The sequence below is a fragment of the Paraburkholderia sp. BCC1886 genome (assembly GCF_900996245.1).
Taxonomy (GTDB): domain Bacteria; phylum Pseudomonadota; class Gammaproteobacteria; order Burkholderiales; family Burkholderiaceae; genus Paraburkholderia.
The window spans coordinates 115,135-140,203 of the sequence record NZ_CAAJGK010000096.1 but is presented as its reverse complement, the minus strand read 5'-3'; the positions used below and the strand labels follow the sequence as shown (position 1 = coordinate 140,203).

Annotated in this window: 17 protein-coding genes and 1 pseudogene; 8 read left to right on the top strand and 10 right to left on the bottom strand. The window is 63.8% G+C overall.

Translation table 11 applies throughout. The annotated features are described in order from the left end of the window. The first annotated feature begins 1 nt into the window (after position 1). The 4 genes from FQ746_RS29130 (at position 2) to FQ746_RS29115 (ending at position 3,652) form a co-directional block, all read left to right on the top strand. Positions 2 to 949 (top strand): hydroxymethylglutaryl-CoA lyase, encoded by a 948-nt coding sequence (locus tag FQ746_RS29130; protein WP_144113252.1) that lies wholly within the window; start codon positions 2 to 4, stop codon positions 947 to 949. Between the two features lie 56 nt (positions 950 to 1,005). After that, positions 1,006 to 1,554 (top strand): hypothetical protein, encoded by a 549-nt coding sequence (locus FQ746_RS29125; protein ID WP_260854202.1) that lies wholly within the window; start codon positions 1,006 to 1,008, stop codon positions 1,552 to 1,554. Continuing rightward, positions 1,551 to 2,930 carry a tripartite tricarboxylate transporter permease gene (locus tag FQ746_RS29120; protein ID WP_144113251.1) on the top strand — a complete coding sequence of 460 codons (1,380 nt, stop codon included), beginning with the start codon at positions 1,551 to 1,553 and terminating at the stop codon, positions 2,928 to 2,930. The genes FQ746_RS29125 and FQ746_RS29120 overlap by 4 nt, the downstream gene beginning before the upstream one ends. 149 nt (positions 2,931 to 3,079) lie before the next feature. Beyond that, positions 3,080 to 3,652, top strand: coding sequence for a thioesterase family protein (locus FQ746_RS29115; protein WP_144113250.1), 573 nt, complete (start codon positions 3,080 to 3,082; stop codon positions 3,650 to 3,652). Here the strand turns inward: FQ746_RS29115 and FQ746_RS29110 are convergent. From FQ746_RS29110 to FQ746_RS29095, 4 genes and pseudogenes are all read right to left on the bottom strand, one after another. Further along, the gene (locus FQ746_RS29110; RefSeq protein ID WP_144113249.1) at positions 3,642 to 4,343 is read right to left on the bottom strand and encodes a hypothetical protein; all 702 of its coding nucleotides are present in this window, start codon (positions 4,341 to 4,343) and stop codon (positions 3,642 to 3,644) included. The genes FQ746_RS29115 and FQ746_RS29110 overlap by 11 nt on opposite strands. Before the next feature lie 51 nt (positions 4,344 to 4,394). Then, positions 4,395 to 4,715, bottom strand: coding sequence for a pyrimidine/purine nucleoside phosphorylase (locus FQ746_RS29105; RefSeq protein WP_144113248.1), 321 nt, complete (start codon positions 4,713 to 4,715; stop codon positions 4,395 to 4,397). Positions 4,716 to 4,846: 131 nt separating this feature from the next. Then, positions 4,847 to 7,084, bottom strand: a pseudogene (gene bamA / locus FQ746_RS29100) (outer membrane protein assembly factor BamA); the annotation flags it as partial. A gap of 183 nt (positions 7,085 to 7,267) precedes the next feature. Next, positions 7,268 to 7,666 (bottom strand): hypothetical protein, encoded by a 399-nt coding sequence (locus FQ746_RS29095; protein WP_144113247.1) that lies wholly within the window; start codon positions 7,664 to 7,666, stop codon positions 7,268 to 7,270. Positions 7,667 to 8,048: 382 nt separating this feature from the next. Here FQ746_RS29095 and FQ746_RS29090 point away from each other — a divergent pair, with 382 nt between their 5' ends. Together FQ746_RS29090 and FQ746_RS29085 are read left to right on the top strand one after the other, a co-directional pair. Continuing rightward, positions 8,049 to 11,615, top strand: coding sequence for an autotransporter domain-containing protein (locus FQ746_RS29090; RefSeq protein ID WP_144113246.1), 3,567 nt, complete (start codon positions 8,049 to 8,051; stop codon positions 11,613 to 11,615). An 87-nt stretch (positions 11,616 to 11,702) separates the two neighbouring features. Next, the gene (locus FQ746_RS29085) at positions 11,703 to 12,458 is read left to right on the top strand and encodes an alpha/beta hydrolase (RefSeq protein ID WP_313955585.1); all 756 of its coding nucleotides are present in this window, start codon (positions 11,703 to 11,705) and stop codon (positions 12,456 to 12,458) included. Here FQ746_RS29085 and FQ746_RS29080 read toward each other — a convergent pair. The 4 genes from FQ746_RS29080 to prpC form a co-directional block, all read right to left on the bottom strand. Beyond that, positions 12,455 to 12,769 (bottom strand): helicase, encoded by a 315-nt coding sequence (locus FQ746_RS29080; RefSeq protein WP_144113244.1) that lies wholly within the window; start codon positions 12,767 to 12,769, stop codon positions 12,455 to 12,457. The two genes, FQ746_RS29085 and FQ746_RS29080, sit on opposite strands and share 4 nt — an antisense overlap. A 69-nt stretch (positions 12,770 to 12,838) precedes the next feature. Further along, positions 12,839 to 14,023, bottom strand: a complete 1,185-nt coding sequence (gene prpF / locus FQ746_RS29075) for a 2-methylaconitate cis-trans isomerase PrpF (RefSeq protein WP_144113243.1) — start codon at positions 14,021 to 14,023, stop codon at positions 12,839 to 12,841. Positions 14,024 to 14,073: 50 nt separating this feature from the next. Continuing rightward, the gene (gene acnD / locus FQ746_RS29070) at positions 14,074 to 16,671 is read right to left on the bottom strand and encodes a Fe/S-dependent 2-methylisocitrate dehydratase AcnD (protein ID WP_144113242.1); all 2,598 of its coding nucleotides are present in this window, start codon (positions 16,669 to 16,671) and stop codon (positions 14,074 to 14,076) included. A gap of 88 nt (positions 16,672 to 16,759) precedes the next feature. Next, positions 16,760 to 17,929, bottom strand: a complete 1,170-nt coding sequence (gene prpC, locus FQ746_RS29065; protein ID WP_144113241.1) for a 2-methylcitrate synthase — start codon at positions 17,927 to 17,929, stop codon at positions 16,760 to 16,762. Between the two features lie 209 nt (positions 17,930 to 18,138). Between prpC and prpR the strand changes: the two genes are divergently transcribed. Beyond that, positions 18,139 to 20,118 carry a propionate catabolism operon regulatory protein PrpR gene (prpR, locus tag FQ746_RS29060; protein WP_144113240.1) on the top strand — a complete coding sequence of 660 codons (1,980 nt, stop codon included), beginning with the start codon at positions 18,139 to 18,141 and terminating at the stop codon, positions 20,116 to 20,118. Between the two features lie 97 nt (positions 20,119 to 20,215). Continuing rightward, on the top strand, positions 20,216 to 21,574 hold the full coding sequence (locus FQ746_RS29055; protein WP_144113239.1) for an MFS transporter: 1,359 nt from the start codon (positions 20,216 to 20,218) through the stop codon (positions 21,572 to 21,574). 46 nt (positions 21,575 to 21,620) lie between these two features. On the opposite strand, the gene FQ746_RS29050 is transcribed toward FQ746_RS29055, so the two are convergent. Further along, on the bottom strand, positions 21,621 to 23,873 hold the full coding sequence (locus tag FQ746_RS29050; RefSeq protein ID WP_144113238.1) for a S8 family peptidase: 2,253 nt from the start codon (positions 23,871 to 23,873) through the stop codon (positions 21,621 to 21,623). Continuing rightward, on the bottom strand, positions 23,863 to 24,930 hold the full coding sequence (locus FQ746_RS29045; RefSeq protein WP_144113237.1) for an AAA family ATPase: 1,068 nt from the start codon (positions 24,928 to 24,930) through the stop codon (positions 23,863 to 23,865). The genes FQ746_RS29050 and FQ746_RS29045 overlap by 11 nt, the downstream gene beginning before the upstream one ends. Between the last annotated feature and the right edge of the window lie 139 nt (positions 24,931 to 25,069).

Below are 25,069 nucleotides of genomic sequence, written 5' to 3'. Positions count from 1 at the left end.
CATGCTTTCGCAACCTGGTCCGGGGCTTCCCGCGCGGGTCAAGCTGGTCGAAGTCGGCCCGCGCGACGGCCTGCAGAACGAAGCCGCCTTCGTGCCGACCGCCATCAAGGTCGAGCTGATTCGCCGGCTCATGGACGCGGGCATCACGTGGATCGAGGCGGCCTCGTTCGTCTCGCCGAAATGGGTCCCGCAGATGGCAGACGGCGCGCAGGTGCTCGCCGGTATCGAGCGGCGCGACGGCGTGGTTTTCTCCGCGCTGGTACCGAACCTCAAAGGCCTCGACGCCGCGCTCGCTGCGCGCTGCGACGAAGTCGCGGTGTTCGCCGCGGCGTCGGAGAGCTTTTCGCAGAAGAACATCAACTGTTCGATTGCCGAGAGCATCGAGCGCTTCGTCCCGGTCGTCGAGAAAGCGCTCGCGGCCGGCGTACGCGTGCGAGGTTATGTCTCGTGCGTGCTCGGCTGTCCGTTCGAAGGCGAGATCGATCCAGCCCAGGTCGCGGCCGTGACCGCGCGCCTTCACCAGCTGGGTTGCTACGAAATCAGCCTCGGCGATACGATCGGCACCGGCACGCCATTGAAAACTCGCCGGATGATCGAAGCCTGTGCAAACGAGGTGCCGTTGACCGCGCTCGCCGGCCATTTCCACGATACGTGGGGCATGGCAGCGGCAAACGTCTACGCGGCCTTGCAATCGGGTATGGCGATCTTCGACAGTTCGGTCTCGGGCATTGGCGGCTGTCCTTACTCGCCCGGTGCGACCGGCAACGTGGCGACCGAGGACATCGTGTATCTCTGCGACGAACTCGGTATCGAGACCGGTATCGATTTGCCGGCGCTCGCCGAGGCGGGCAGCTTTATCTCGGCGGCTCTGCAACGGGACACGTCCTCGCGTGTGGCGCGCGCGTTGCAGGCGCGCATCGCACGTGCTGCGCGCCTGGCCGCGGCCTGAAACCGTGCCTTCGAGGCACGCCTGTTAAAACAACTCCGGCATCCGGAGGAGACAGCATGGAACAGTATCGCGGTCATTCCGCAGCCGTCGGCATCGGCGGATCGAGACCCGCGGCCGGCGCCGAACTCGCGTCGCATCGCTACGCGGAAGTCTGGGGCGACACGGTCGAACTCGGCCATCTCGCGTGGTCGGTCGTACTCGGCATCGGTATCAGTACCGGTGCCTTTTTTGCGGGCGAACGCGTGTTGTCGGCGGTGGTGGCCGACCCTGCCATCGCGCGCGCATACGCGATGCTGGTTGGACTCGCGGGCTGTCTGATCGCAGGCGCGCTGTGCGCGGTCCTGTTCAAACCCAAACGCACGGTCGTCGAACACGCCACCGACGAAACCGAGCGCCTGCGCGTGCTCGACCAGCTTGCGACGGAATCCGGCGGCCTCGGCTCGCCGGACGATCTGTCGCCGGCCGCGCGCGCGGAAATGGAGGAACTCGGTCTGCTCGACCTGTTCGCTTCCTACGAAGCGACGCGCGCCGCGTCGCTGACTTCCGATGCGCAGAACGATAGCGCGGCCACCGTTCACCCCGTTTCGAACGGAGCACGCCGATGAGCCCACTCGTTCACCAGATTCTCGTGGCGCTTGCGATGGGGCTGATCGGTGCCGTCGTTTTTGCGGGCATTGGCCTGATCTCCGGCACCGACGAGACCACCACCATCGCGCCGCTGACGCTGCTGGTCGCGCTGCTCGGCGTGCCGCCCGCCGGCGTGTTCACGTTCTTCATGTCGGGCGCGGTCGCCAAGCACATGACCCATTCGATTCCGACCGCGCTACTCGGCATTCCCGGCGATACGATGGCTGCGCCGCTGCTCCAGCAGGCCACGATGCTGCGCGCACTCGGCGTGCCGCATATCGCGCTGCGCAAGATGACCTCGGGCGCGATCGTCGCGGCCTTCGTCGCATTGCCGCTGGCGGTGTTGTTCGCCGTGCTGCTGGCGCCGTTCGGTTCGGCGATTTCGAAGGCCGCGCCGTGGGTGTTTCTCGCCGCCGCCATCGGCATTGCGTATTTTTCGGCGGGGCGCTGGGCCTCGGTGCTGCTGCTGATTCCGTTCGTGCTGTTGATCGTCGGCCTGCAGGCATTGACCGGCAAATACGGTGTGAAACTGAGCGTCAGCTATTTTCTGGGCATCGCCATCGGCCCGCTGATCGCCGATCTGTTCTCGATCCTGTCGCCCGTCGAACGGCGGCGCATGCGCCGGGACACCGTGTCGACGTTTTCTCTCGCGCCCGACGTGAAGGGCTGGACCGGTTACTTCCCGAACCCCTTCCGTGTGCTCGACCGCCGGCAAGCCGCGTGGACCATCGGCACCGCCGCCGTGTCCAGCGCCACCTTCGTGTTCAGCCCGGTCGCGATGACCGTGGTGATGGGCGAGATCGTCGGCACGCGCGTGAAGCACGCGTACCAGCGTTTGACGACGGTCATCGCCGCGCGCAACGGCGTGACCGAAGCCACCTATATCGCCGAGGCGCTGATTCCGTTGATCGCGTTCGGCCTGCCCTTGAGCCCGGTGGCCGCCGGCCCGGCCGCGCCGCTCTTCAATGCGCCGCCGCGCTTTTCCGTCGACGCCGCCACCGGACACATCAATAACCTGCACACGTTGATGACGAGCTGGGAGTTTCTCGGCTTCGGGCTGCTGTCGGTGCTGCTCGCTGCGCTGATTGCCTATCCGCTCGCGATGAACTACGCGCACAAGGCGGCTTCGTTCGTCGCGCGGCGTTTGAGTCACGAGGCGATCATCGCGACCTTCGCGGGGCTTATCGTCGTGATCAGCGTGTGGGAGGGACAGTTGCTCGGGCTCGCCGTCATTCTCACCGTGGGCCTGTTCGGCGGCTTGCTGTCGCGGCTCTTTGCGTTCAATACGGGCGTGCAGTTCATGGGCTATTACGTGGCCGTGCTGAGCGTGCCGGCGCTGGCCAAACTGTTCTAGCGCAAAGCCGGGACATACCGGGCGCGGAAAGTCATGGAGGGCACGCTCTATAGATTTAAGCCGCGGGCCGGTCCCGGCCGATATCTGTGCGACTACCATACGCGTTTGCGCCGTCACGAGCGGCGCATTCGCGATCAACGGGTATTCGCATGAATCTACTGCTACGTTTAATGCTTCTGCTTGTCTCCAGCCGCCGCCGTAGCCGGCTGGAGATTCTCGACAATTGCGTCACGCCGTTCCGGGTCTGGGTCAACGACCTCGACCTGCTGTTCCACATGAATAACGGCCGCTATTTCACGATCCTCGATCTCGCGCGTATCGATCTGATGATGCGCAGCGGGCTGTGGAAACAACTGAAAACGCGCGGCTGGTATCCCGTCGTCACGCTCGAAACCATCCGCTTTCATCGCTCGCTCGAACTCAACGACCGTTACGACGTGCATACGCGCGTGATCGGTTGGGACGAAAAGCATGTGTTCATCGAGCAGGGCTTCGTGCGCGCCGGCGTGCAGGTGGCGCTGGCCGTTGTGCGGGCGCGTTTTCTCAAACGCAGCGGCGGTCTGGTGGCCACCTCGGAATTGATGCAGATGTCGGGCAGCACCGAAGCGTCGCCGGCGCTGCCCGAATGGGTCGTGCGCTGGAGCGAGGCCGAAGGGGGAATGGAGTTTTCACCGGCGGCTTCGAGTTCGTCGCGCGCCGCGCAGACAGCGCTTACGCGGTAGCTTCTATCCAGCGGCCAGAGCCTGGGCACACGGTCACCGGCCTGCCATTCAATCTGACCTGCTCCTGTTCTACTGTCTGCGTATCGGCGACATCGAAGTCCAGTTGCAAAGCCCGCACCAGCCGCGCATCTTCTAGCGACAACTCCCACGTCAGGAATATCTGCACGAGGTCGTGGTCCGGCGGAAAACCGGCCGCATCGAAACCCTCGGCCTCGCGGCGAATGACGGCATGCGGCTGGCACGTATCGAAGATCATCGCCGTGCCGCGTTTCAATGCCATGCGCCGGTTCGCCAACGCGAAGTGCACGTCCAGTCCTTTGTCCTCGCTCAGGAACAGATTGCAGAAGGCCGCGCCGCCATATTGCTCGCCGTCGTGGTGATAGCGTGCGCCGCGGCACACCATCAGCGCGACGTCGCTTTGCGCGAGCAGCCCCGGCAATCCCAGCGCGGCAGTCCAGTCGGAGACGGCCTGCACGCAGCGCGAATAGTCCGGCCAGCGAGCCCGCGCGCGCGGCAGCGGCAGCACTTCGACGTCGCCGGGTTCCAGGCTCATATTGGATGCAATCTCGCGCGTCCAGTCGGCCAGCAAACGCGGCGGCGGCATCGGTACATCGAGGTCGGCCGACAGCACGATCTCGCTCACCGAGCGGGAGCGCATCGCATCGTCGAGTGAGAAATGGGAGACCAGCATGGGGTGCGCCCGGGGCGACGACTGCGAAATCCAGCGTCGCCCGTCGGGCTATTACAGATAACTGCAGATGTAATCGAGCGTCTCGACCACGTCGATGTCGAAACGGCTTTTGCCCGGCACCGAGAACGATTCGCCCGCGCCGTAGGTCTTCCACTCGTCGCTGCCTTCCAGACGGATACGGCATTGGCCGGCCTGCACTTCCATCAGTTCCGGCGCGTCGGTGCCGAAGTTGAGTGCGCCCGGCAGGATCACGCCGAGCGTCTTGCGCGTGTCGTCGGCGAACAGCACCGTATGCGACACACACTTGCCGTCGAAGTAGACGTTGGCGCGTTTGAGAATGGATACCTGATCGAATTGCGTGGCGGCCGTCATGGCGGGCTTCCTCTGAGTCTGCGTGAATGGATGCATGCGATGGTTGCATGCGGCGCCCGCGCAGGCTCGTTGCCCCGGAGCGCCAGGCCGCCATGATACAGGGGCCGCCAGGCGCCGCGAAGCAAACGCAATCAGAACGACGTGCCGATCTGAAACTGGAACTTCTGGTACTGATCGCCCGCATGTTTGACGACCGGCAGACCGAAGCTCAGCTTGAGCGGCCCGATCGGCGAGATCCACGCGAGGCCGACGCCGTAACCGTAGCGCAGACCGTTCGCGCCGGTGCTGTTGCCCTCCGCGCCCCACACGTTGCCGCCGTCGAAGAACGTGAAGACGCGCAGCGTCCGGTCGTAGCCCGAGCCCGGCAGCGGCACCGTCAACTCGATATTGCCGACCACCATCCGCGAGCCGCCGACCGGGTCGTTGGTGGTGGCGTCGCGTGGCCCGAGCGAGCTGGGTTCATAGCCGCGCACCGAGCCGATGCCGCCGGCAAAGTAGTTCTTGAAGATCGGATAAGGCTTGCCGTCCAGACCGTTACCGTAACCGCCCTGGAAGTTCAGCCCCAGCACGAAACCGCGGGCGAACGAATAATAGTATTGCGCCTGTAAATCGGCCTTGTAATACGGCGTATCGCCGAGCGGCGAGCCGTATTCGGCATTCGCCTGCGTGTAATAACCGCGGCTCGGCACCAGCGCGCTGTCGCGATTGTCACGCGACCAGCCCATGGTCAGCGGCACGTTGTTCGACACGCGCCCGAAATCCGTCACGTAGTCCTTGTAGGACTGCGGGGTGTTCGCGTCGATTTCGAGCCGGTTCTGTTCGAAGCCGAGACCGAAGTACACCATGTCGGACTCGGAAAACGGCACGCCGAATTTCAGGTCCGCGCCCGCCGTAATAATGCGGAAGCTCGAATCGGTCGAGTAATACAGCGGCTCGGTCGTGCGGTAATACACGTCGGTAATCCGCTTGATGCCGTCCACGGTGAAGTACGGGTCCACCTGCGTGACCGTCAACGTTCGGTACGTGGTCGCGGTGTTCACGTTCACCGACAGACTCGTGCCGGAGCCGAACACGTTGTCCTGCGACACGCCCGCAGAGATAATCGGCCCTTCGCCCGAGCCGTAACCGAGCCCCAGCGAAATCGAGCCGGTCGGCTTTTCCGTCACCTTCACGTCGATATCGACCTGGTCGGGCGTGCCCTCGACCGGTACGGTGCTGACGTCCACGTCGGTGAAATAGCCCAGACGATTGACCCGGTCCTTCGACAGCGCGAGCCGGTTCGAATCGAACCACGAGCTTTCCATCTGGCGCATCTCGCGCCGCACGACTTCGTCGCGCGTGCGCGTATTGCCCTCGATATTCACGCGCCGCACGTACACCCGGCGGCTAGGGTCGACCTGCAAGGTCAGGTCGACCGTATGGTGTTGCTGGTCGATCTGCGGCTGCGCGTTGACGGTCGCGAACGCATAACCGTATTCGCCGAGCTTGTCGACCAGCGCCTTGGTGGTGGCCTGCAGCTTGTCGGCCGAGAAGCGTTCGCCCGGCTTGATGTGGATGATTTTTTCGAGTTCCGCCTGGCGGTCGAGCAGATTACCCGCCAGCTTGATGCCCGAAATCGTATAAGGCTCGCCTTCGTGCAACACGATGGTGAGATACATGTCCTTGCGATCCGGCGACAGCGACACCTGGGTCGACTCGATATTGAACTCGAGATAGCCGCGGTTCAGATAATACGAACGCACGTGTTCGAGATCGCCCGTGAGCTTGTCCTTCGAATACAGATCGTTCTTCGTGTACCAGGAGAACCAGTTCGGCGTGGACATTTCCATCTCGTCGTGCAGCGTGCTTTCGCTCGCTGCATGATTGCCGATGAAATTGACCTGGCGGATTTTTGCGCTCGGCCCTTCGGCCACCGCAAACAGGATGGCGACCCGGTTGCGGTCGATCGGCGTGATGGTAGTGGTCACCTCCGCCGCGTAATAACCGCGCGTCAGATACTGGCGTTTCAGTTCCTGCTCGGCCTTGTCGACCAGCGCCTTGTCGTAGTTGTGGCCTTGCGAGAGCCCAACCGAATTCAGCGCCTTCGTCAGGTTGTCCTTGTCGAATTCGTGAATGCCGGAGAAATCGATCGTGCCGATGGCTGCGCGTTCCTGCAACTGAACGATCAGCACGTTGCCGTCGGCGGCAATCTTCACGTCGTTGAAAAAACCGGTGGCGTACAGCGCGCGAATCGCGTCGGAGGCCTTGTCGTCGGTCAGCGTGTCGCCGACCTTGATGGGCAGATACGCGAACACCGTGCCGGGTTCGATGCGCTGCAGCCCTTCGAGTTTGATATCGCGGACCACGACGGGTTCGCTCGCGTGAGCGGACACGGCGGACACCAGAAAGCCGGCGAGGGCCATCACCCTGCTACAGCGTGCGGAGGTTGTTTGAACGGTCATGCAGGCAAGCCAAATGATGAAGTTACGACGTGCAGATCGCCATCGGGATGCACCTGTCATCCTGATTCCCGACGCGCGGATAAGTGAGACGTGAGTGGTTACCGCATCGTGCTATTGCATCGTCACGTCGGAAAGATCGCCGACCACGGCAGCGCCGCTCGCGAGCGCGAGCACCTCGGTCAGGTGGACCGCCTGGGTGCGCGGCACGCGGAACGACAGTTCCGCGCCGCCGGGCACGCGAAAGGTGAGGATCAGATGGGTCGACGCGCTGCGCTCGCCGCCCACTTCCCATGCTTCGCATGGCATCGCGAACTTCACGCTCTTCTTCTTGCTGCGAATACGCTGCGATACGCCGATCGCATTAGCCAGCGCCGCCAGCAGTTCCTGCATGACGGAGCAGTGCAGCGCAATGCTGGACGGCTGATTGGTATTCAGCATCAAGTACTGGCCGTCGCCCGTTAATTCGAAACCACGAATGGAATCGATCGACAGCGGTGGTCGCGGTGCCATAGAGCCTTCCTGAGTGAAACCAGGCACGCAGTGTAGGTCACGCTTTGGCGCTTTGAATTACGCGAAAGGCCGCGAAAACTTTCGCTCGATCGCGCATCGTTACGAAATTTTAAAACGTAACAGGAGGCCGATTCGCACAAGTTACGGGGAGTTGTCGGCGTGATGACAGGCTGATTCAAAGCAAGCCGCCACGTCAAACAAATGTAATCGCACGACGCGCGAGAGGAAGGCCGCGACCCGCGTCGATCCTCACGGGGCTGTCACGGTCATGTCATCGACACGCGCCAGAATCCTCGCCCATTTGATGCGCCCGTCATTGGTCCGCATCGTCGCGCGCTTGCAAGCGTGAAATAAAAGATTCAACCACGCGTTCGGACCATCCATGCAAAAGAAACAGATCATCCTTGCCGTGCTCGGCGCACTGTCCGCCATCGAGCAAGGCCATGTCTGGGCGAAGTCGACGCCCACCAACGCGTCGTTCGAGGTGTCCGCGGGCAGCACCAGCACCACGGCGCAATCGCTGGGCACGGGCGGCACGACGGGCACGGTCGACGCCGGCGGCACGCTGGCGGTATCGGGCAGCACGGTGGCGATTACGTTGACGGGCAATTCGACCATCACGAACAGCGGCACGATCACGCAGACCGGCACCGGCCGCGCAATTCGCGACAATACCGGCGGCCTCACCGTCACGGTGACGAACAACGCGGGCGCGACTATCCAGACCGCGGACGCCGACGTGATCCAGATGAACGAGGCGAATAGCAACGTCACGTTCTACAACTACGGCACGCTGACGTCGCTCAACGCATCGGCCGGTGGCTCACAGGCGATCGACTTCAACGCGATCACCACCGGCAGCAACGTGCTGTACAACTTTTCGACCGGCCTGATTCAGGCCAACGAGGCCGATGCGGTGCGGCCGGGCGTCAACGGCTACGTCTATAACGACGGCACGATCCGCTCGACCAACAACCCCGGCAGCACCGATTCGAGCGACGGCATCGACCTGCAGACCAACAGCGGCGTGACGATCGTCAACGCGACGACCGGTACGGCGACGAGCGCGGGTACCGGTCTGATCGAAGGCGCGCGGCACGGTATCACGGGCGGCAACACCGACGTGACCACCGACGGCGCTTTCACGCTGAGCGTCACGAACAATCTGGGCGGCACGATTCAGGGCGACAACGGCTCGGGCATCAATATCGACGGCTTCAACGGCAAGGAAGTCGTGACCATCGTCAACAACGGCACGATCACCGGCAACGGCGTGACCGCCGACGGCGACGGCGTGGACGTGGACGGTCTCGTCAATCTCACCAATACCGGCACGATCAAGTCGCTGCATGCGTACGACGACACCAGCGAAGGCGTGACGGTAGGCGGCGGCAGCATCGTCAACTCGGGCACCATCGAAGGCATCAATTCCGCGACCAATGCCGACGGCACGGTGAATACCGGCGTCGGCCGCGGCATCACGCTCGCCGGTCTCGACAAGGATCCGACCACCGGCGACGCGATTCCGGTGCAGGGCATCTACGGCAATACGACGGTATTCAACAGCGGGCTCATCAAGGGCGATAGCGACTCCGGCATCGCGGTGACCGGCGCGGCCACGGCCTATACGCTGACCATCACCAACCTCGCGGGCGGCGTGATAGAAGGCGGCGGCACGACGGCCGCGGCGATTAACACCGGCGCGCAGAACAGTACCGTGATCGACTACGGCACCATTACGGCCGACAGCAGCGGCAAGGCGGTCGATCTCGGCAGCGGCAACAGCAGCCTGCAGATCCTCGGCGGCACGGCCAGAATCAACGGCAGCATGTCGGGCGGCACGGGCACCAGCGCGCTCACCATCATCCCGGGCGCGGGCAACAGCTTCACGTATGGCGACACCATCTCGAACTTCGCGAGCGTCGCGATCGGCGCGGGGACGGTCACGCTGTATGGCGCGAACACGTACACGGGCGTGACCACGCTCACGGACGGCAATCTCGTGCTCGGCAACAGCAGCGCGATCGGCACCGGCGCGCTCGACACGACCAACGCGACTGTCACCTATCTCGACGGAATCGACATTGCCAATGCGGTGAAACTCGGCAGCAACACGACGCTCGATGTGGACGGCGCGAATACGGCGACGCAAAGCGGCGTGATCGGCGAGACAGGCGGCAGCTTCGGTATCGACAAGACCGGCACCGGCACGCTCGTGCTGAACGGCGCGAACACCTACACCGGCGCGACGACCGTGAGCGCCGGCACGCTGCAGGTGGGCAGCAGCGCCGGTTCGTCGGCTTCGCTTGCGAGCGACGTGCAGGTGGCGGCGGGCGCGACGCTCGCGGGCTACGGCACGGTCGACGGCAGCGTGGTCAACAACGGCGTGGTGCGACCCGCCAGCGGCGGCGGCACGCTGAGCGTCACCGGCAACTACACGCAGAGCGCCGACGCGAGCCTCAGCATCGGCGTCGGCAACGGCGCGGTGGCGACGGGCAGCACGAGCAGCGATAGCGGCTACGGCCGTCTCGTGGTGGGCGGCAGCGCGACATTGGCAGCGGGTTCTTCGGTGTCGCTGGTCAAGACCGGCAGCTATGCGTTCGCGCCGGGCCAGCGCTTTGTGGTGGTCGATGCATCGGCCAGCGGCACCAACTACAACGCCAGCACGCTCGACTATTCCGCGCAGGACTACAGCGGCCTGCTGTTCGGTACGAGTGTCACGAACGATGGGCGCAGCGATCTGGTCGTGAGTCTCGCCGGGCAGCCGGCCAGTTCGCTGGCCAGCACGCCGAACGCCAACGCGTCGCTCGCCGGTCTCGCGAAATATGCGGGCATCAGCCCGGCGCTGCTGAATCTGTACGATGCGGCGGCGGCGCTCAGCCTCGGTTCGAGTTCGGCCGCGACGCGCGCGGGCGCGCAACTCGGGCCGGCGAATCAGGCTTCGATCAGCCGTGCGGCCAGTGCGTCGACGCTGGCGACGATCGGTGTGGTGTCCGCGCACGCCGACAGCCTGCGACTCGCGCAAGCCGACGGCGTAGGCAACGGCGCAGGCAGCGGCGTAGGCAACAACGCAGGCAGCGGCATCGCCACCGGCGAAGCGGCGCCGGCCAATGGTGTCTGGGGCCAGGCATTCGGCGGTCACGCGGGTCAGGGCGCCGTCGACGGCGTGGACGGTTACAGCGCGAACTATGCCGGCCTGCTGGTCGGCGTGGATCGTGCGGTGAGCGACAACTGGCGCGCGGGCGGCGTATTCAGCTACACCAATACGGCGGTGAACAACACCGACAACAGCGCGGGCGACACGACGCGCGTGAACGGCTACGGCCTGATCGGCTACGCGAGCTATACGGGCCAACCGTGGTACGTGAACCTCGCGGCGGGCGCCGTGCTGCAACGCTACGACACGACCCGTGAGGTGAATTTCACGGGCTTTGCCGGCGACGCGAACGCTCAGTTCAACGGTCAGCAATACGTGGCGAGTGCCGAATTCGGTTATCCGCTCGCGCTCGGCGGTCTGACGGTCACGCCGCTCGCGAGTCTCGCGTACAGCTATCTGCATCAAGGCTCGTACACCGAGAACGGCGGCAACGGCGCCGCGCTGGCGGTGGATGGATCGCACACGACCTCGGTGCGCAGCAACGCAGGCGTGAAACTGGAGAAAGGTTTCACCAGCCGTTACGGCGATCTGATTCCGTTCGTGCAGGTGCAGTGGACGCATGAGTACGATCACTCGCGTGCGACCACCGGCGCAAGCTATGCCGCCGATCCGACCGGCTCGTCCGCGTTCACCACGGTGGGGGCGACGCCGGTGTCCGATCTCGCGGACCTGCAACTCGGCGTGACCCTGCTGCGTGCGAACAATCTCAGCCTCAGCGCACGCTATGAAGTGCAGGCCGGTTCGCACTTCGTTTCGCAGACCGGCTCGGTGCGCTTGCGTCAGTTGTTCTGATCTCGGGTCGCAAGCGTGCGCAAGTTATGGGTCTTAGGCAGTGCGCTCTGGCTAAGTCTGACGGCTTGCGCCGCATTCGATCCCAACGTGCACGCCGACGCGGTGGCGAAAGCTGCGGCGATGCAGCGTGAAGCGATTGCAACCGACCGCTTCAAGCTGACCGCTTTCTCTCGCATCACGAAACCAGATCAACCGCTCACCGTCTATATCGAAGGCGACGGCCTCGCGTGGATTTCGCGCTACCAGCCTTCGCGCGATCCGACGCCGCACACAGCGACCGGTTTGGAACTGGCCGCTCTCGATCCCGGGCCGAATGTGGTCTATCTGGCGCGGCCGTGTCAGTTCACCGCGACGGCATCGAACCCGTCCTGCGGCGTGCCTTACTGGACCGGCAAACGTTTCGCGCCAGAGGTGGTGCAGTCGCTGAACCAGGCGCTCGACTCGATCGCCGCGCGCGTGCCGGGGCAACAGATGAATCTGGTGGGTTATTCCGGAGGTGCAGCGTTGGCGGTACTGGTGGCCGCGCAACGCAGCGACATTGCATCGCTGCGCACGGTGGCAGGCAATCTCGACGACGAATACGTGAACCGCCTGCACGGCGTATCGGCGATGCCGGAATCGGATAACGCTATCGACGTCGCGACGCGCGTCGCGGCCATCCCGCAGATTCATTTTAGCGGCGGCGACGATACCGTCGTGCCGCCGGATGTTGCGCAACGCTTCATCGCGGCCGAAGGCGGGCATTGCGCGCAGGCGCGCAGCATCGCCGGTGTCGGCCACGCCCGCGGCTGGCTCGAAGCATGGCCGCGGTTAGTGCAAAGCGTGCCCTCCTGCGAACGTTAAGCCTCTTTCAACCAGGGCATCTCGACCGGCGAGACCACCAGTTGCCGTCCCTCGCGTTTCAGTTCGAAAATGAATCCGACCAGGATCATCGAGTCTGCGTACGGAATCGGAAAGACGTGCGGATTGTCGCCGCCTTGTAGCGGATGCGCCGGCACGTCGGCGGTTTTCGTGGCGTTCTCGCGCACGCTGTCCAGTTCGTCGACCATCGCCTGGCCGCTGACTTTCAGCACGCGGTTACGCAGGTCGGTAAACGGCTCGATGCGTGCCCCGTCTTCGTTGTATTCGGGGACTTCGTAGATGAACCAGGACATGTGCGTCTCCGCGTAAAGCTTCACTAAAGGGCCGTCATTCTAGCAGTGAGCCTGCGCGGAGACCGCGCTTCACGCTTGCGGCACGCGCACCCAGCCCTCCATCAACACGCGCGCGCTGCGGCTCATGATCGCCTTGGTGACGACCCACTCGCTGCCCTCCTCGCGCGCTTCGGCGCCGACCCGCAACGTGCCGGACGGATGCCCGAAACGCACCGCTTCGCGTGCGCCGCCCCCGGCCGCCAGATTCACCAGCGTGCCGGAAATGGCCGCCGCCGTGCCGATAGCCACGGCCGCCGTGCCCATCATCGCGTGATGCAGCTTGCCCATCGACATCGCGCGCACCAGCAGATCGACGTCGCCCTGGCCGACCTCTTTGCCGCTCGACGCGACATAGTCGGCCGGCTTCGCGACGAACGCCACCTTCGGCGTGTGCTGGCGCGTGGCGATTTCGTCGAGATGCTGGATGAGGCCCATGCGCAACGCGCCGTGAGCGCGAATCGTCTCGAACTTCGCGAGCGCTTTTTCGTCGCTATTGATGGCGTCCTGCAACTCGGTGCCCTTGTAGCCGATCGCTTCCGCATCCACGAAGATCGTCGGAATGCCGGCGTTGATCATGGTCGCCTTGAGCGTGCCCACGCCCGGCACTTCCAGGTCGTCCACCAGATTGCCGGTGGGGAACATCGCGCCGCCCGCGCCTTCTTCATCGGCGGCGGGGTTCATGAACTCGAGTTGCACTTCGGCGGCGGGGAAGGTCACGCCGTCCAGTTCGAAGTCGCCGGTTTCCTGCACCGCGCCGTCGGTCATCGGCACATGGCCGATGATCGTCTTGCCGATATTCGCCTGCCAGATGCGCACCACCGCGATACCGTTCTGCGGCACGCGGCTGGGATCGACCAGACCCGCGCTGATCGCGAACGGCCCGACCGCCGCCGAGAGATTGCCGCAGTTGCCGCTCCAGTCGACGAAGGCCTTGTCGATGGCGACCTGTCCGAACAGATAGTCGACGTCGTGGTCCGGCTTGCTGCTCTTCGAAATGATGACCGTCTTGCTGGTGCTCGACGTCGCCGCGCCCATGCCGTCGATCTGCTTGCCGTACGGGTCCGGGCTGCCGATCACGCGCATCAGCAAGGCATCGCGCGCCGCGCCCGGCACCTGCGCAGCCTCGGGCAAATCCTGCAGGCGAAAGAACACGCCTTTGCTGGTGCCGCCGCGCATGTAGGTGGCCGGGATCTTGATTTGAGGAAGGTGAGCCATGATGACGTGTCCTGGTGAAATAGCGTGAAGACCTGAATTGCCGTAGGAACTCAGGCGGCCGCCTGGGTCGACTCCAGAAAATCCTGCGCGAAGCGCTGCAATACGCCGCCGGCTTCGTAAATCGACAGTTCTTCGGCGGTGTCGAGACGGCAGGTCACTGGCACGTCCACGCGCTCGCCGTTCTTGCGATGAATTACCAGCGTGAGGTCCGTGCGCGGCTTGCGCTCGCCGATCACGTCGAAGGTTTCGCTACCGTCGATGCCGAGCGTCAGCCGGTTCACGCCCGGTTTGAACTCCAGCGGCAACACGCCCATGCCGACCAGATTCGTGCGGTGAATCCGCTCGAAACCTTCGGCGACGATCGCTTCCGCGCCGGCCAGCCGCACGCCTTTGGCCGCCCAGTCGCGCGACGAGCCCTGGCCGTAATCCGCGCCCGCGATCACGATCAGCGGCTGCTTGCGCGCCATGTAGGTTTCGATTGCCTCCCACATGCGCGTGACCTTGCCCTCGGGTTCGATACGGGCCAGCGACCCCGCCTTCACCTTGCCGTCTTCGAGCACCATCTCGTTCTTCAGCGTCGGGTTCGCGAAGGTCGCGCGCTGGGCCGTGAGGTGATCGCCGCGATGGGTCGCGTAGGAATTGAAATCCTCTTCCGGCAGGCCCATTTTTGCGAGGTATTCGCCCGATGCGCTGTCCAGCAGAATCGCGTTGGACGGCGACAGATGGTCGGTCGTGATGTTGTCGCCGAGCACGGCCAGCGCACGCATACCCGCGAGCGTGCGTTCACCGGCGAGCGCGCCTTCCCAATAGGGCGGGCGGCGGATATATGTGCTCATCGGCCGCCAGTCGTACAGCGGGCTCGCGGGTGCGCCGGTATCCACGGACACCGCGAACATCGGCTCGTAGACCTTGCGGAACTGCTCCGGCTTCACGCTCGATTCGACGATCGCGTCGATTTCCTCGTCGGTCGGCCAGATGTCTTTCAGCGTGACGGCGTGACCGTCGGCGTCGATACCCAGCACGTCCTTCTCGATGTCGAAGCGGATCGTGCCGGCAATCGCATACGCCACCACCAGCGGCGGCGACGCCAGAAACGCCTGCTTCGCGTACGGGTGAATGCGCCCGTCGAAATTGCGGTTGCCGGACAGCACGGCCGTCGCATACAGATCGCGCTCGACGATTTCTTTCTGGATGACCGGGTCCAGTGCGCCCGACATGCCGTTGCACGACGTACACGCATACGCGACCACGCCGAAGCCCAGTTGCTCCAGTTCCGGCAACAGGCCGGCTTCTTCCAGATACAGCGTGACCGCCTTCGAGCCTGGCGCGAGCGAAGTCTTCGCCCACGGTTTGCGCGTGAGTCCGCGACGATTCGCGTTACGCGCCAGCAGGCCGGCGGCAATCATGTTGCGCGGATTGTTGGTGTTCGTACAGCTCGTAATGGCCGCGATGATGACCGCGCCGTCCGGCATCAAACCCGGCTCGTTCTCCACCTTGCCGCTGATGCCGCGCGCCGCCAGTTCCGACACCGGCAAACGGCGATGCGGATTGGACGGACCCGCCAGCGTGCGCACGACGCTCGACAGATCGAACGTCAGCACGCGTTCGTACTCGGCGTGCTCGAGCGACGCGGACCACAGGCCGGTCGCTTTCGCATACGTCTCGACGAGCTTCACGAGTTCGTCGTCGCGACCCGTGAGCTTGAGGTATTTGATAGTCTGCTCGTCGATAGAGAACATCGCGGCGGTCGCGCCGAATTCGGGCGCCATGTTGGCGATGGTTGCGCGGTCGCCGAGCGTCAGACGCGAGGTGCCCGGACCGTAGAACTCCAGATACGCGCCCACGACTTTCTCTTTGCGCAGGAACTCGGTCAGCGACAGCACGACGTCGGTCGCGGTAATGCCCTCGCCCGGCTTGCCCGTCAGCTCCACGCCGACGATATCCGGCAGCCGCATATACGATGCGCGGCCTAGCATCACGCTTTCCGCTTCCAGCCCGCCCACGCCGATCGCAATCACGCCGAGCGCATCCACCATCGGCGTATGCGAGTCGGTGCCGACCAGCGTGTCGGGAAACGCCACGCCGTCTTTCACCTGCACGACCGGGCTCATGCGTTCGAGATTGATCTGATGCAGGATGCCGTTGCCCGGCGGAATCACGTCGACGTTCTTGAATGCGCGCTTGGTCCAGTTGATGAAGTCGAAACGGTCTTCGTTGCGACGATCTTCGATCGCGCGGTTCTTGTCGAATGCGTCCGGGTCGAAACCGCCGCACTCGACGGCCAGCGAATGGTCCACCACCAGTTGCGTGGGCACCACCGGGTTCACCTTGGCCGGGTCGCCGCCTTGCGCGGCGATCGCGTCGCGCAGACCCGCGAGATCGACCAGTGCGGTTTGACCAAGAATGTCATGACACACCACGCGCGCCGGAAACCACGGGAAGTCCAGCTCGCGCTTGCGTTCGATGATCTGCGAAAGCGATGCGGTGAGCGTCGCCGGATCGCAGCGCCGCACGAGATTTTCGGCGAGCACGCGCGAGGTGTACGGCAGCTTGTCGTAAGCGCCGGGCTGGATCGCTTCGACCGCTTCGCGCGTGTCGAAGTAATCCAGCTGGGTGCCGGGAAGGCGTTTGCGGAATGCAGTGTTCATGGCTTGGGGACCGGCTTCGATAAGGTGGGGGACGTGACAGGCTGGGCGCGGCGACCGCGGGCGTGCCGCGGTCGCGCTTAGGTTCGTTTTACTGGCGCTTGCCGATCGGCACGTACTTCTGGTTGTCCGGCCCCGTGTAGTTCGCGCTCGGACGGATGATCTTGTTGTCGATGCGCTGCTCGATGATGTGCGCGCTCCATCCTGCCGTGCGGGCAATCACGAAGAGCGGCGTGAACATTGCCGTCGGCACGCCCATCATGTGATACGACACCGCGCTGAACCAGTCCAGATTCGGGAACATCTTCTTCGCTTCCCACATGACCGACTCCAGCCGCTCGGCGATGCTGAACAGCTTCGTATCGCCCGCTTCCTTCGAGAGCTTCTTCGCGATGTCCTTGATGACCTTGTTGCGCGGGTCCGAAATCGTGTACACCGGGTGGCCGAAACCGATCACCACTTCCTTGTTCTCCACGCGTTGGCGAATGTCCGCTTCGGCCTGATCCGCGTTCTGATAGCGCGACTGGATGTCGAACGCGACTTCGTTGGCGCCCCCATGCTTGGGACCGCGCAGCGCACCGATCGCTCCGGTGATTGCCGAATAGATGTCCGATCCCGTCCCGGCGATCACGCGGCCCGTAAAGGTCGACGCGTTGAACTCGTGTTCGGCGTACAGGTTCAGCGACACGTGCATCGCATCGACCCACGACTTCGACGGCTCCACGCCGTGCAGCAGATGCAGGAAATGGCCGCCAATCGAATCGTCGTCGGTTTCCACTTCGATGCGCTTGCCGTTATGCGAGTAGTGATACCAGTACAGCAGCATCGAACCGAGCGACGCCATCAGCTTGTCGGCGATTTCGCGCGCGCCCGGCAGGTTGTGATCGTCTTTTTCGGGCAGCACCGTGCCGAGCACGGACACGCCGGTACGCATCACGTCCATCGGATGGGCGGCGGCGGGAATCCATTCGAGTGCGGCCTTGACGTTGGCGGGCAGTCCGCGCAGACCTTTGAGCTTCTTCTTGTAGGCCGTGAGTTCGGCCTGGGTGGGCAGCTTCTCGTGAACCAGCAGATACGCGATTTCTTCGAATTCGCACGCGCCGGCAATGTCGAGAATGTCGTAGCCGCGATAGTGCAAATCGTTGCCGGTCTTGCCGACCGTGCACAGCGCCGTGTTACCGGCGGTCACGCCGGACAGCGCGACGGATTTTTTCGGTTTGAATGCGCCTGCGTTCGGCGTGCTGTTGTCGGCTTCGCTCATGACTCGTCTCCAGATGCATGGGGGTGTTTTTTAACCGAGCCCTGATTTGCAAAGATTGGGCCAGGCGCGGCAGTGAAATCTAAGTCCCTGATTTAACGCAAGACTGCTTGCAGGTGCAAGCGCACTTTCATTTCAGAAATGAAAGACTCATTTCAGATAGGAAATGGTTCAGCGCATAATAGCGGCTTTTCCGCGTCCGCGAGCCGCCCATGAGCCCACCGCTGATCGAACCCGGCCATCGCCCGCGTATCTGGGCGCTGAGTATCAGCCGCTTGCGCGATCTGTTTTTCGATATCGCCGGCGAGTATGTGGACCGTGCGGACCTGCGCATCGTCTCGCACGGTTTCGAAGACGCCGTGCACGAACTCGACGTCGCAGGCGCCGGCCGTCCGGACGTCGTGATCGCCGGCGGCTCGAACGGTGCGTATCTGAAGACCCGCGCCGCCGTGCCGGTCGTACGGATCAACCCGACCGGTTACGACGTCATGCATGCGCTCGCGCGTGCGCGCCGGGACGGCGAGCGCGTCGCGCTCGTCACGCATGGCGACACGCCCGACGAAGTGCGCCGGTTCATCGCCGCTTATGGGCTCGACGTGACCTTCGCGTCGTACCAGTCGGCTCAGGACGCCGAGAGCGTGGTGCTCGATCTGAGCGATCGCGGCATCGACGTCGTCGCCGGCCCCGGCCTCGTCACCGATCTCGCCGCGAACGCCGGCATGGGCGCGGTGTTTCTGTACTCGCGCGCCTCCGTGCGCGCCGCCTTCGAAACCGCGCTCGAAGTCGCGCAGGCGACCCGCAGCGAAACGCTGCGCCGGCAGCGGCTCGACAACCTGCTGCAGCATCTGCGTGACGGTGTGGTCGCGCTCGACGCACGCGGCCGTGTCGAAGTGATGAATCAGCGCCTTGCCGGCGTACTCGGCATCGACGCCGCGCAGGCGGTAGGACGCGGGCTGCTCGAGCTCGCGCCCGATCTCGCCGGCAGCCTGCCCGACTCCGACGGCGACAGCCTGTGCACCGTACGCGGCGCGAGCTACGTCGTGCATCGCGGGCCGCTCGCCGATGGCGGCGCTGCGGCGGGCACCGTGCTCACGTTCCAGGAGTCGCGTGCGGTCGAACGGCTCGACCGCACGCTGCGTTCGCGACAACGCGTGCAGCAGTTCACCGCGCGTTACCGGCTCGCCGACATCGTCGGCGCGTCCGCTGCGATCGAACGGGTGCGCATGCTGGTACAGCGTTATGCGCGCTCGGACGCCACCGTGCTGGTGCTCGGCGAAAGCGGCACCGGCAAGGAAATGGTCGCGCAGAGCATGCATCAGTTGAGCGCGCGGCGCGACTTCGCGTTCGTCGCGATCAACTGCGGCGCGTTTCCAGAAGCGTTGCTGGAAAGCGAACTGTTCGGCTACGAGGAAGGCGCGTTCACCGGCGCGCGCAAAGGCGGCAAGGCGGGACTGATCGAAGTCGCGCATCGCGGCACGCTGTTTCTCGATGAAATAGGCGAAATGCCTTTGTCCTTGCAGAGCCGTTTGCTGCGCGTACTGCAGGAGCGCGAAGTGGTCCGGCTCGGCTCGACGGAGCCGACGCGGGTCGATATTCGCGTGGTCGCGGCCACGCATCGCGCGCTGACCGAGGGCATCGAGGCCGGGCGTTTTCGCGCCGACCTCTACTATCGGCTGAATATTCTGAGCATCGCGCTGCCGCCGCTGCGCGAGCGTTCGAGCGACCTGCTGCCGCTGGCAGCCGAGTTGCTGTTGCAGGCGGCCACACGCGAACCGCGCCTGGCCGCGCAGGTGCCGGATGCGGAAGCCGCGCGGCGGATTCTGCGTGAACTCGACGAGCCGTTGAAACGTTACGCGTGGCCCGGCAACGTGAGGGAGTTGCAGAACGTGATCGAACGGATCGCGGTGGAACTCGCGGACCTGCCCGACGCGATCGGTTTGCCGGGCGACGCCGCAGCCGGGCCCGCGTTGTCGCGCGACATGTTGCGCATCGTCGCGCCGGAAATAGTCGAGCATGCCGGACGCGCGAAGAAAGACAAAGCCGCGTTGACGTTGCGTCAGAGGAGCCGCCACGGCGAGGCGGATGAAATCCGCGCCGCCCTCGCCGCGCATGGCGGCGACCGCGACGCGGTCTGCGAGGCGCTCGGGATCAGCAAAACCACGCTGTGGCGCAAGCTGAATGCGGCGCAATAGCGGCTGACGGCGGCCCGCTTCGACTATAGAATCGTGGCACACCGGTCTTCAGACCGGTCCGATAAAAACAACGAGCCTTGCCGTCAGGAGACACACCATGAACCGCAGCGCTGCGGTGAACGTACAAACGTTCATCAACGAGCATCCCTTCTCGCCGTTTCAATGGCTGATCTTTTTCATGTGTTTCGTCATCGTCCTGCTGGACGGTTTCGATACCGCGGCGATCGGCTTCATTGCGCCGTCGCTCATCAACGAATGGGGCATTGCGAAGCCCGCGCTCGCGCCGGTGTTGAGCGCCGCGCTGTTCGGCCTCGCGTTCGGCGCACTCGTGTCGGGCCCGCTGTCCGACCGGCTCGGACGGCGTTCGCTGCTGCTCGGCTCCGTGCTGCTGTTCGGCGTGGCCTGTCTCGGTTCGGCTTTCTCCAGCAGCATCGAAGAACTCACCGCGCTGCGCTTCGTCACCGGCGTCGGTCTCGGCGCGGCGATGCCGAACGCGGTCACCATGATGGGCGAATACTGTCCGGACCGCCGTCGCGCGACCGTCATCAACCTGATGTTCTGCGGCTTTCCGCTCGGCGCCGCGTTCGGCGGTTTCCTCGCCGCGTGGATGATTCCGCACTTCGGCTGGCGCAGCGTGCTCGTGCTCGGCGGCGTCGCCCCGCTTCTGTTGCTGATCGCGTTGCTGCTGACAATGCCGGAATCGGTGCGCTACATGGTGGCCACGCGCAAGCCGGTCGAGCGGATTCGCAGCGCGCTATTGCGCATTTCCGCCGATGCTTCGGCCGCCGGTTCTTTCGTCATGACGGAAAGCGCCCCGGCCACTGGCGGCAAGGGCCTGGGCGTCGTGTTGTCGCGCTCTTATGTGATCGGCTCGGTCATGTTGTGGCTGGCCTACTTCATGGGCCTCGTGATTTTCTATGCGTCGATCAACTGGATGCCGATCCTGCTGAAAGACGCCGGCCTCACGCCGCAGCGCGCCACGCTCATTTCCGCGCTGTTTCCGCTCGGCGGCGTGGGCGCGGTGCTGTGCGGCATGCTGATGGACCGCTTCAACGCCAACCGCATCATCGCCGCGTGTTATGCGCTGACCGCCGTGAGCGTGTATTTCATCGGGCAGGCCGTGGGCAATGTCGGCGCGCTGGTGTTCATCGTGTTCGTCGCGGGCGTGCTGATGAATACCGCGCAATCGTCGATGCCGGCGCTCGCTGCGGCGTTCTATCCGACGGCGGGACGCGGCACGGGGGTCGCGTGGATGCTGGGGATTGGGCGCTTTGGCGGGATCGCCGGGTCGTTTCTCGTCGCGGAATTGACGCGGCGGCATTTCACGTTCGCCGGCATCTTCGCGATGGTGGCGGTGGCGGGCGTGCTCGCGTGCGTGGCGTTGCTGATCAAGCAGGCGGCACGGCCAGATGAGGTGAAGGCGGTCGAGGGGGAGCGGGGGTTGGTTGGGCATTGAGGGACTCGGTCTGCAGGCGCCCGATGACCCCGCTGTACGCGACGCGCTATTGCTCCACGTGAATGTCGACGTCGTTCACGGCACTCTCGACGTAATTACCTAGCTGTGCGACGACGGAGTTGTATATCGACGCGCCACGCGGCGAATCCGCCGGTGCGTCGAGCCTAAGGACGAACGCGACCTCGCTCGGCGGCACGTCTTCGTTGCGCTTGTAGCCAAACTGATAGAGATCGCGAGGAAAGATCCTTGCGCCTACCCGCAAGCTGGTTCCGCTGAATGCACGCCCGCGCACGATGTTCTTCACGTGATGCCGGACCGGGTTCCACTTTCCCAGTGAAGCTCGCGCCTCTGTCTCGGCTGTCAGGTCTTCACGCATGCTGCCCGCCAGATTACCTATCCGGCCATTGAGCTTCCAATATTGCAGGGCGACTTGCACGCGAGTCGCGAAGTAGTTCGCCATGCCCAGTTCCGACACCAGAGGGTGCAGGATCGACGTCAACGCGACACGGCCTCGCAATTTACCGTCGTGAATGAACTCCGGCGGAATCGGAATATCGTCCCAGTAGTGCCAGAAACCCGCTGCGAGACTGGCAGTCCACGCCAACGTCACGCTCCCCTCGGCGCAGACCCAGGGAAGCCGCTGGTTCTGGTGCGGCGTACCCCAGCCGAGTTTGTTGTCGAAGGCCTCGCGCTCGGTTGCATTGATCAACAGCGCGCGCACCAAATCCGGCGTAGGGGCTTTGAGATTGTGGAACGTATGAGCCGCGAGTGCCGACGTGATGGCCGTGGCATAGCTCGAACCCGTGAGTAGTTCACCACCGAGTCCTCGCAGCGACGAGAACCATGACACCTCTGGCTTGAATAGCCCCTCCGGTCCCGGACCGGGCAAGCTGATTTCGCACGCGTTTGCGGGCTCGCCAATCGCATCTGCCTGTCGGCCAGCGACGGTCAATGCCGATTCGCAGTCAGCCGGCGGACAAAGTCTTGCGGAATTCTCCGCAGAGCAATTGCCAATTGCGATCACGGGCAACACGCCGAACGTACGGGCAATTTTATTGAGTTGATGTCCGAGCCGGCTCATGAACAAAGGGCGATGACCGTCGACTGGCTCGCTGAACGACATGTTCCAGACTTTCGTATCGCCGCAGTGACGTCCAATGACCGAGCGTAAGTAAGTCTCCAGTTCCACGGACGTGGCGCCTGCACTGTCTTCGCGGGCGATGGACTGTGCGACGCCGACCCGGCAAACGAGGTCCGGGATCGACAGGTGAGGATTCCAGGCGCTTCCCTGCACGACGAGCGATGTGATCTGATTGCCATGCTTGCGATTGGCGGCGACGTCGGACACCAGCGACGGCGCGCGCCATGCAACCATAGCTTCGTAACTCTGAGCGAACAGTCCGCCGTCGACGACTCCGACGATCGGTTGCCATTGCTCGTCCGGTATGGGCCGATCTGGATCGGGCGCACGCGGCACCACTGCAGCCTTGACCGGCCGGACTGGATCGATGCGGAATACTGCGCCCGCGGCTACGAGTTCGCGCAAAACCCCGACGTTATCGACGACGAATTCGATCTGCGTAAACGGGACTTGCCGGTAAGCACGCGTTCCGCGCGCGACGCTCGACGAAGTCGCTCCCTGCTGAACCTGTAATTGATCCGTATCGGACCCGGGCTCTCGCGTAATCGCGATGAGGTTGGGCAGCGAATGGATGCGGCCGTCCGCATGCATTGCGTTGACGGCCGCCGTCACGCTGGTGCGTGCCGCTCCATCGAAGAACGGAGCCAGCCATGCCGTAAAGACGCGTCCATTATTGCCGCGCACCATGGCGGCGTTCCACAGCGCGTCGAAGTCCTGCCCTCCTGCAAGAGGCGATGTGAACATCGTCTGCAGTCCGGCAATTCTCGAAATGATCGCCCGCGCTTCGGCACGAGTCGACGATTCGATATATGCAGCAAGGTCGTCACATGCATCCTGCCGGATTTGCACGAGATACCCGTTTGGAACCGGCGCGATCAACTGCGAACCATGCCTGTCATTGAAAATAACGGATGGCGTATAAGTGGTTGCCAGAGAGTCCTCGAACATGTCGACGACGATCAGTAGCAATCCGGCATTCAACGTATAGCTGCCGTTAGCGATATCGCGCAGTTGACCTGCTAGCCGCTCGCGTTGATGCGCGAGGCGTTCATGGCGGATATGCGAGTCGTTCAGGCCGCCACCTATCACCGAGCGCGGGCGCGGATCGGCCTTTAACGTGAGAACGGGGTTGAGAACGGGACGCGAATCAGTGGCCATCTTCTGCGTGCTTCAGATAAGGCGAGATGGCTTGCCGGGACACGCCCAGAAACCTTGCTACCTCGGCTTGGGAGACGCCATGCCGGTGCACCAGTGTTTCGACCAGATGCCGCTTGTCGGCGACGTATGCATCCGGGGCGGCATTTTTCCCTTCATAACGGCGCATCAGGGTACAAGCAAGACTTCCCATGTCGACGCTCGCGTCATGGTGCGCCGCCGAGCGTCGTGCAGCCAGCGCCAGCTCCTGAATGTCGGCGCCGTTCAGCCCGGCCGATAACAAGGCCAACATACGCGACGCGACCTCGTCGGCGGGATTGCCGCCGAGAAAGTGGAACCACAGTGCCTCTCGCAGATCCCGCTCCGGCTCACCGAACTCGATCTTGTAGGGGAAACGTCTCCAGATTGCCGTGTCGAGCATCTGGGCATGATTGGTCGCGGCGATCACGATGGTGCCCGCTTCGAGCGAGTCGATTCCCTGAATGACGGTATTGACGACGCGCTTCAATTCCCCCAACTCGTTGCGGTCGTCGCGCATTTTCGCAATCGCGTCCAGTTCGTCGAGAAACAGAACCGCATTTTTCCCCGCAACGAAATCGAAAATGCCCCGAATATTCTTTGCCGTGTCACCGAGCAATGAAGAGATGACGGAATCGAGGCGCACCACGTAGAGCTTGCGACCGAGTTGCGCCGCGATATGACCCGCAAGCAGGGTTTTGCCGGTGCCTGGCGGCCCACTCAACATCAGCGCCAGACGTGAGGCGATGCCGCGCGCGACGAGCTTGTCGAAATGCGTGGCATCGGCGAGGAACGCATCGAATGACGACTTTCCCCTCTCGTCGAGGAAGATCGGCACGTCGGGCGTATCGTGCGCCTCCAGCAACGGCAGCCGTGACTTGTTGTCGACCGGCAGCGCCTCTGAATATCCGGCCGCGCGAAGCGGGACGCCTTTGCGACCGATTGCCTGCTTCAGCAGTCTCGCGCCCTCGGCGTCCTGCGTCGCCAGTTCCTTACACAGCCGCTGGCCGACGTGGCGGATGCGATCGTAGTCGGCAGACATCGCTGCCTCGGCAAACGCAATGAGGTCGGACGTAGACGAGAGCATGGTTGAGCGTCAGTTGAACTGGATTAGGCGTCAAATTTACTGACGCTATTGTCAAGTCTATCAATTGATTTAGCAACCCAATTCCGAATTTCGT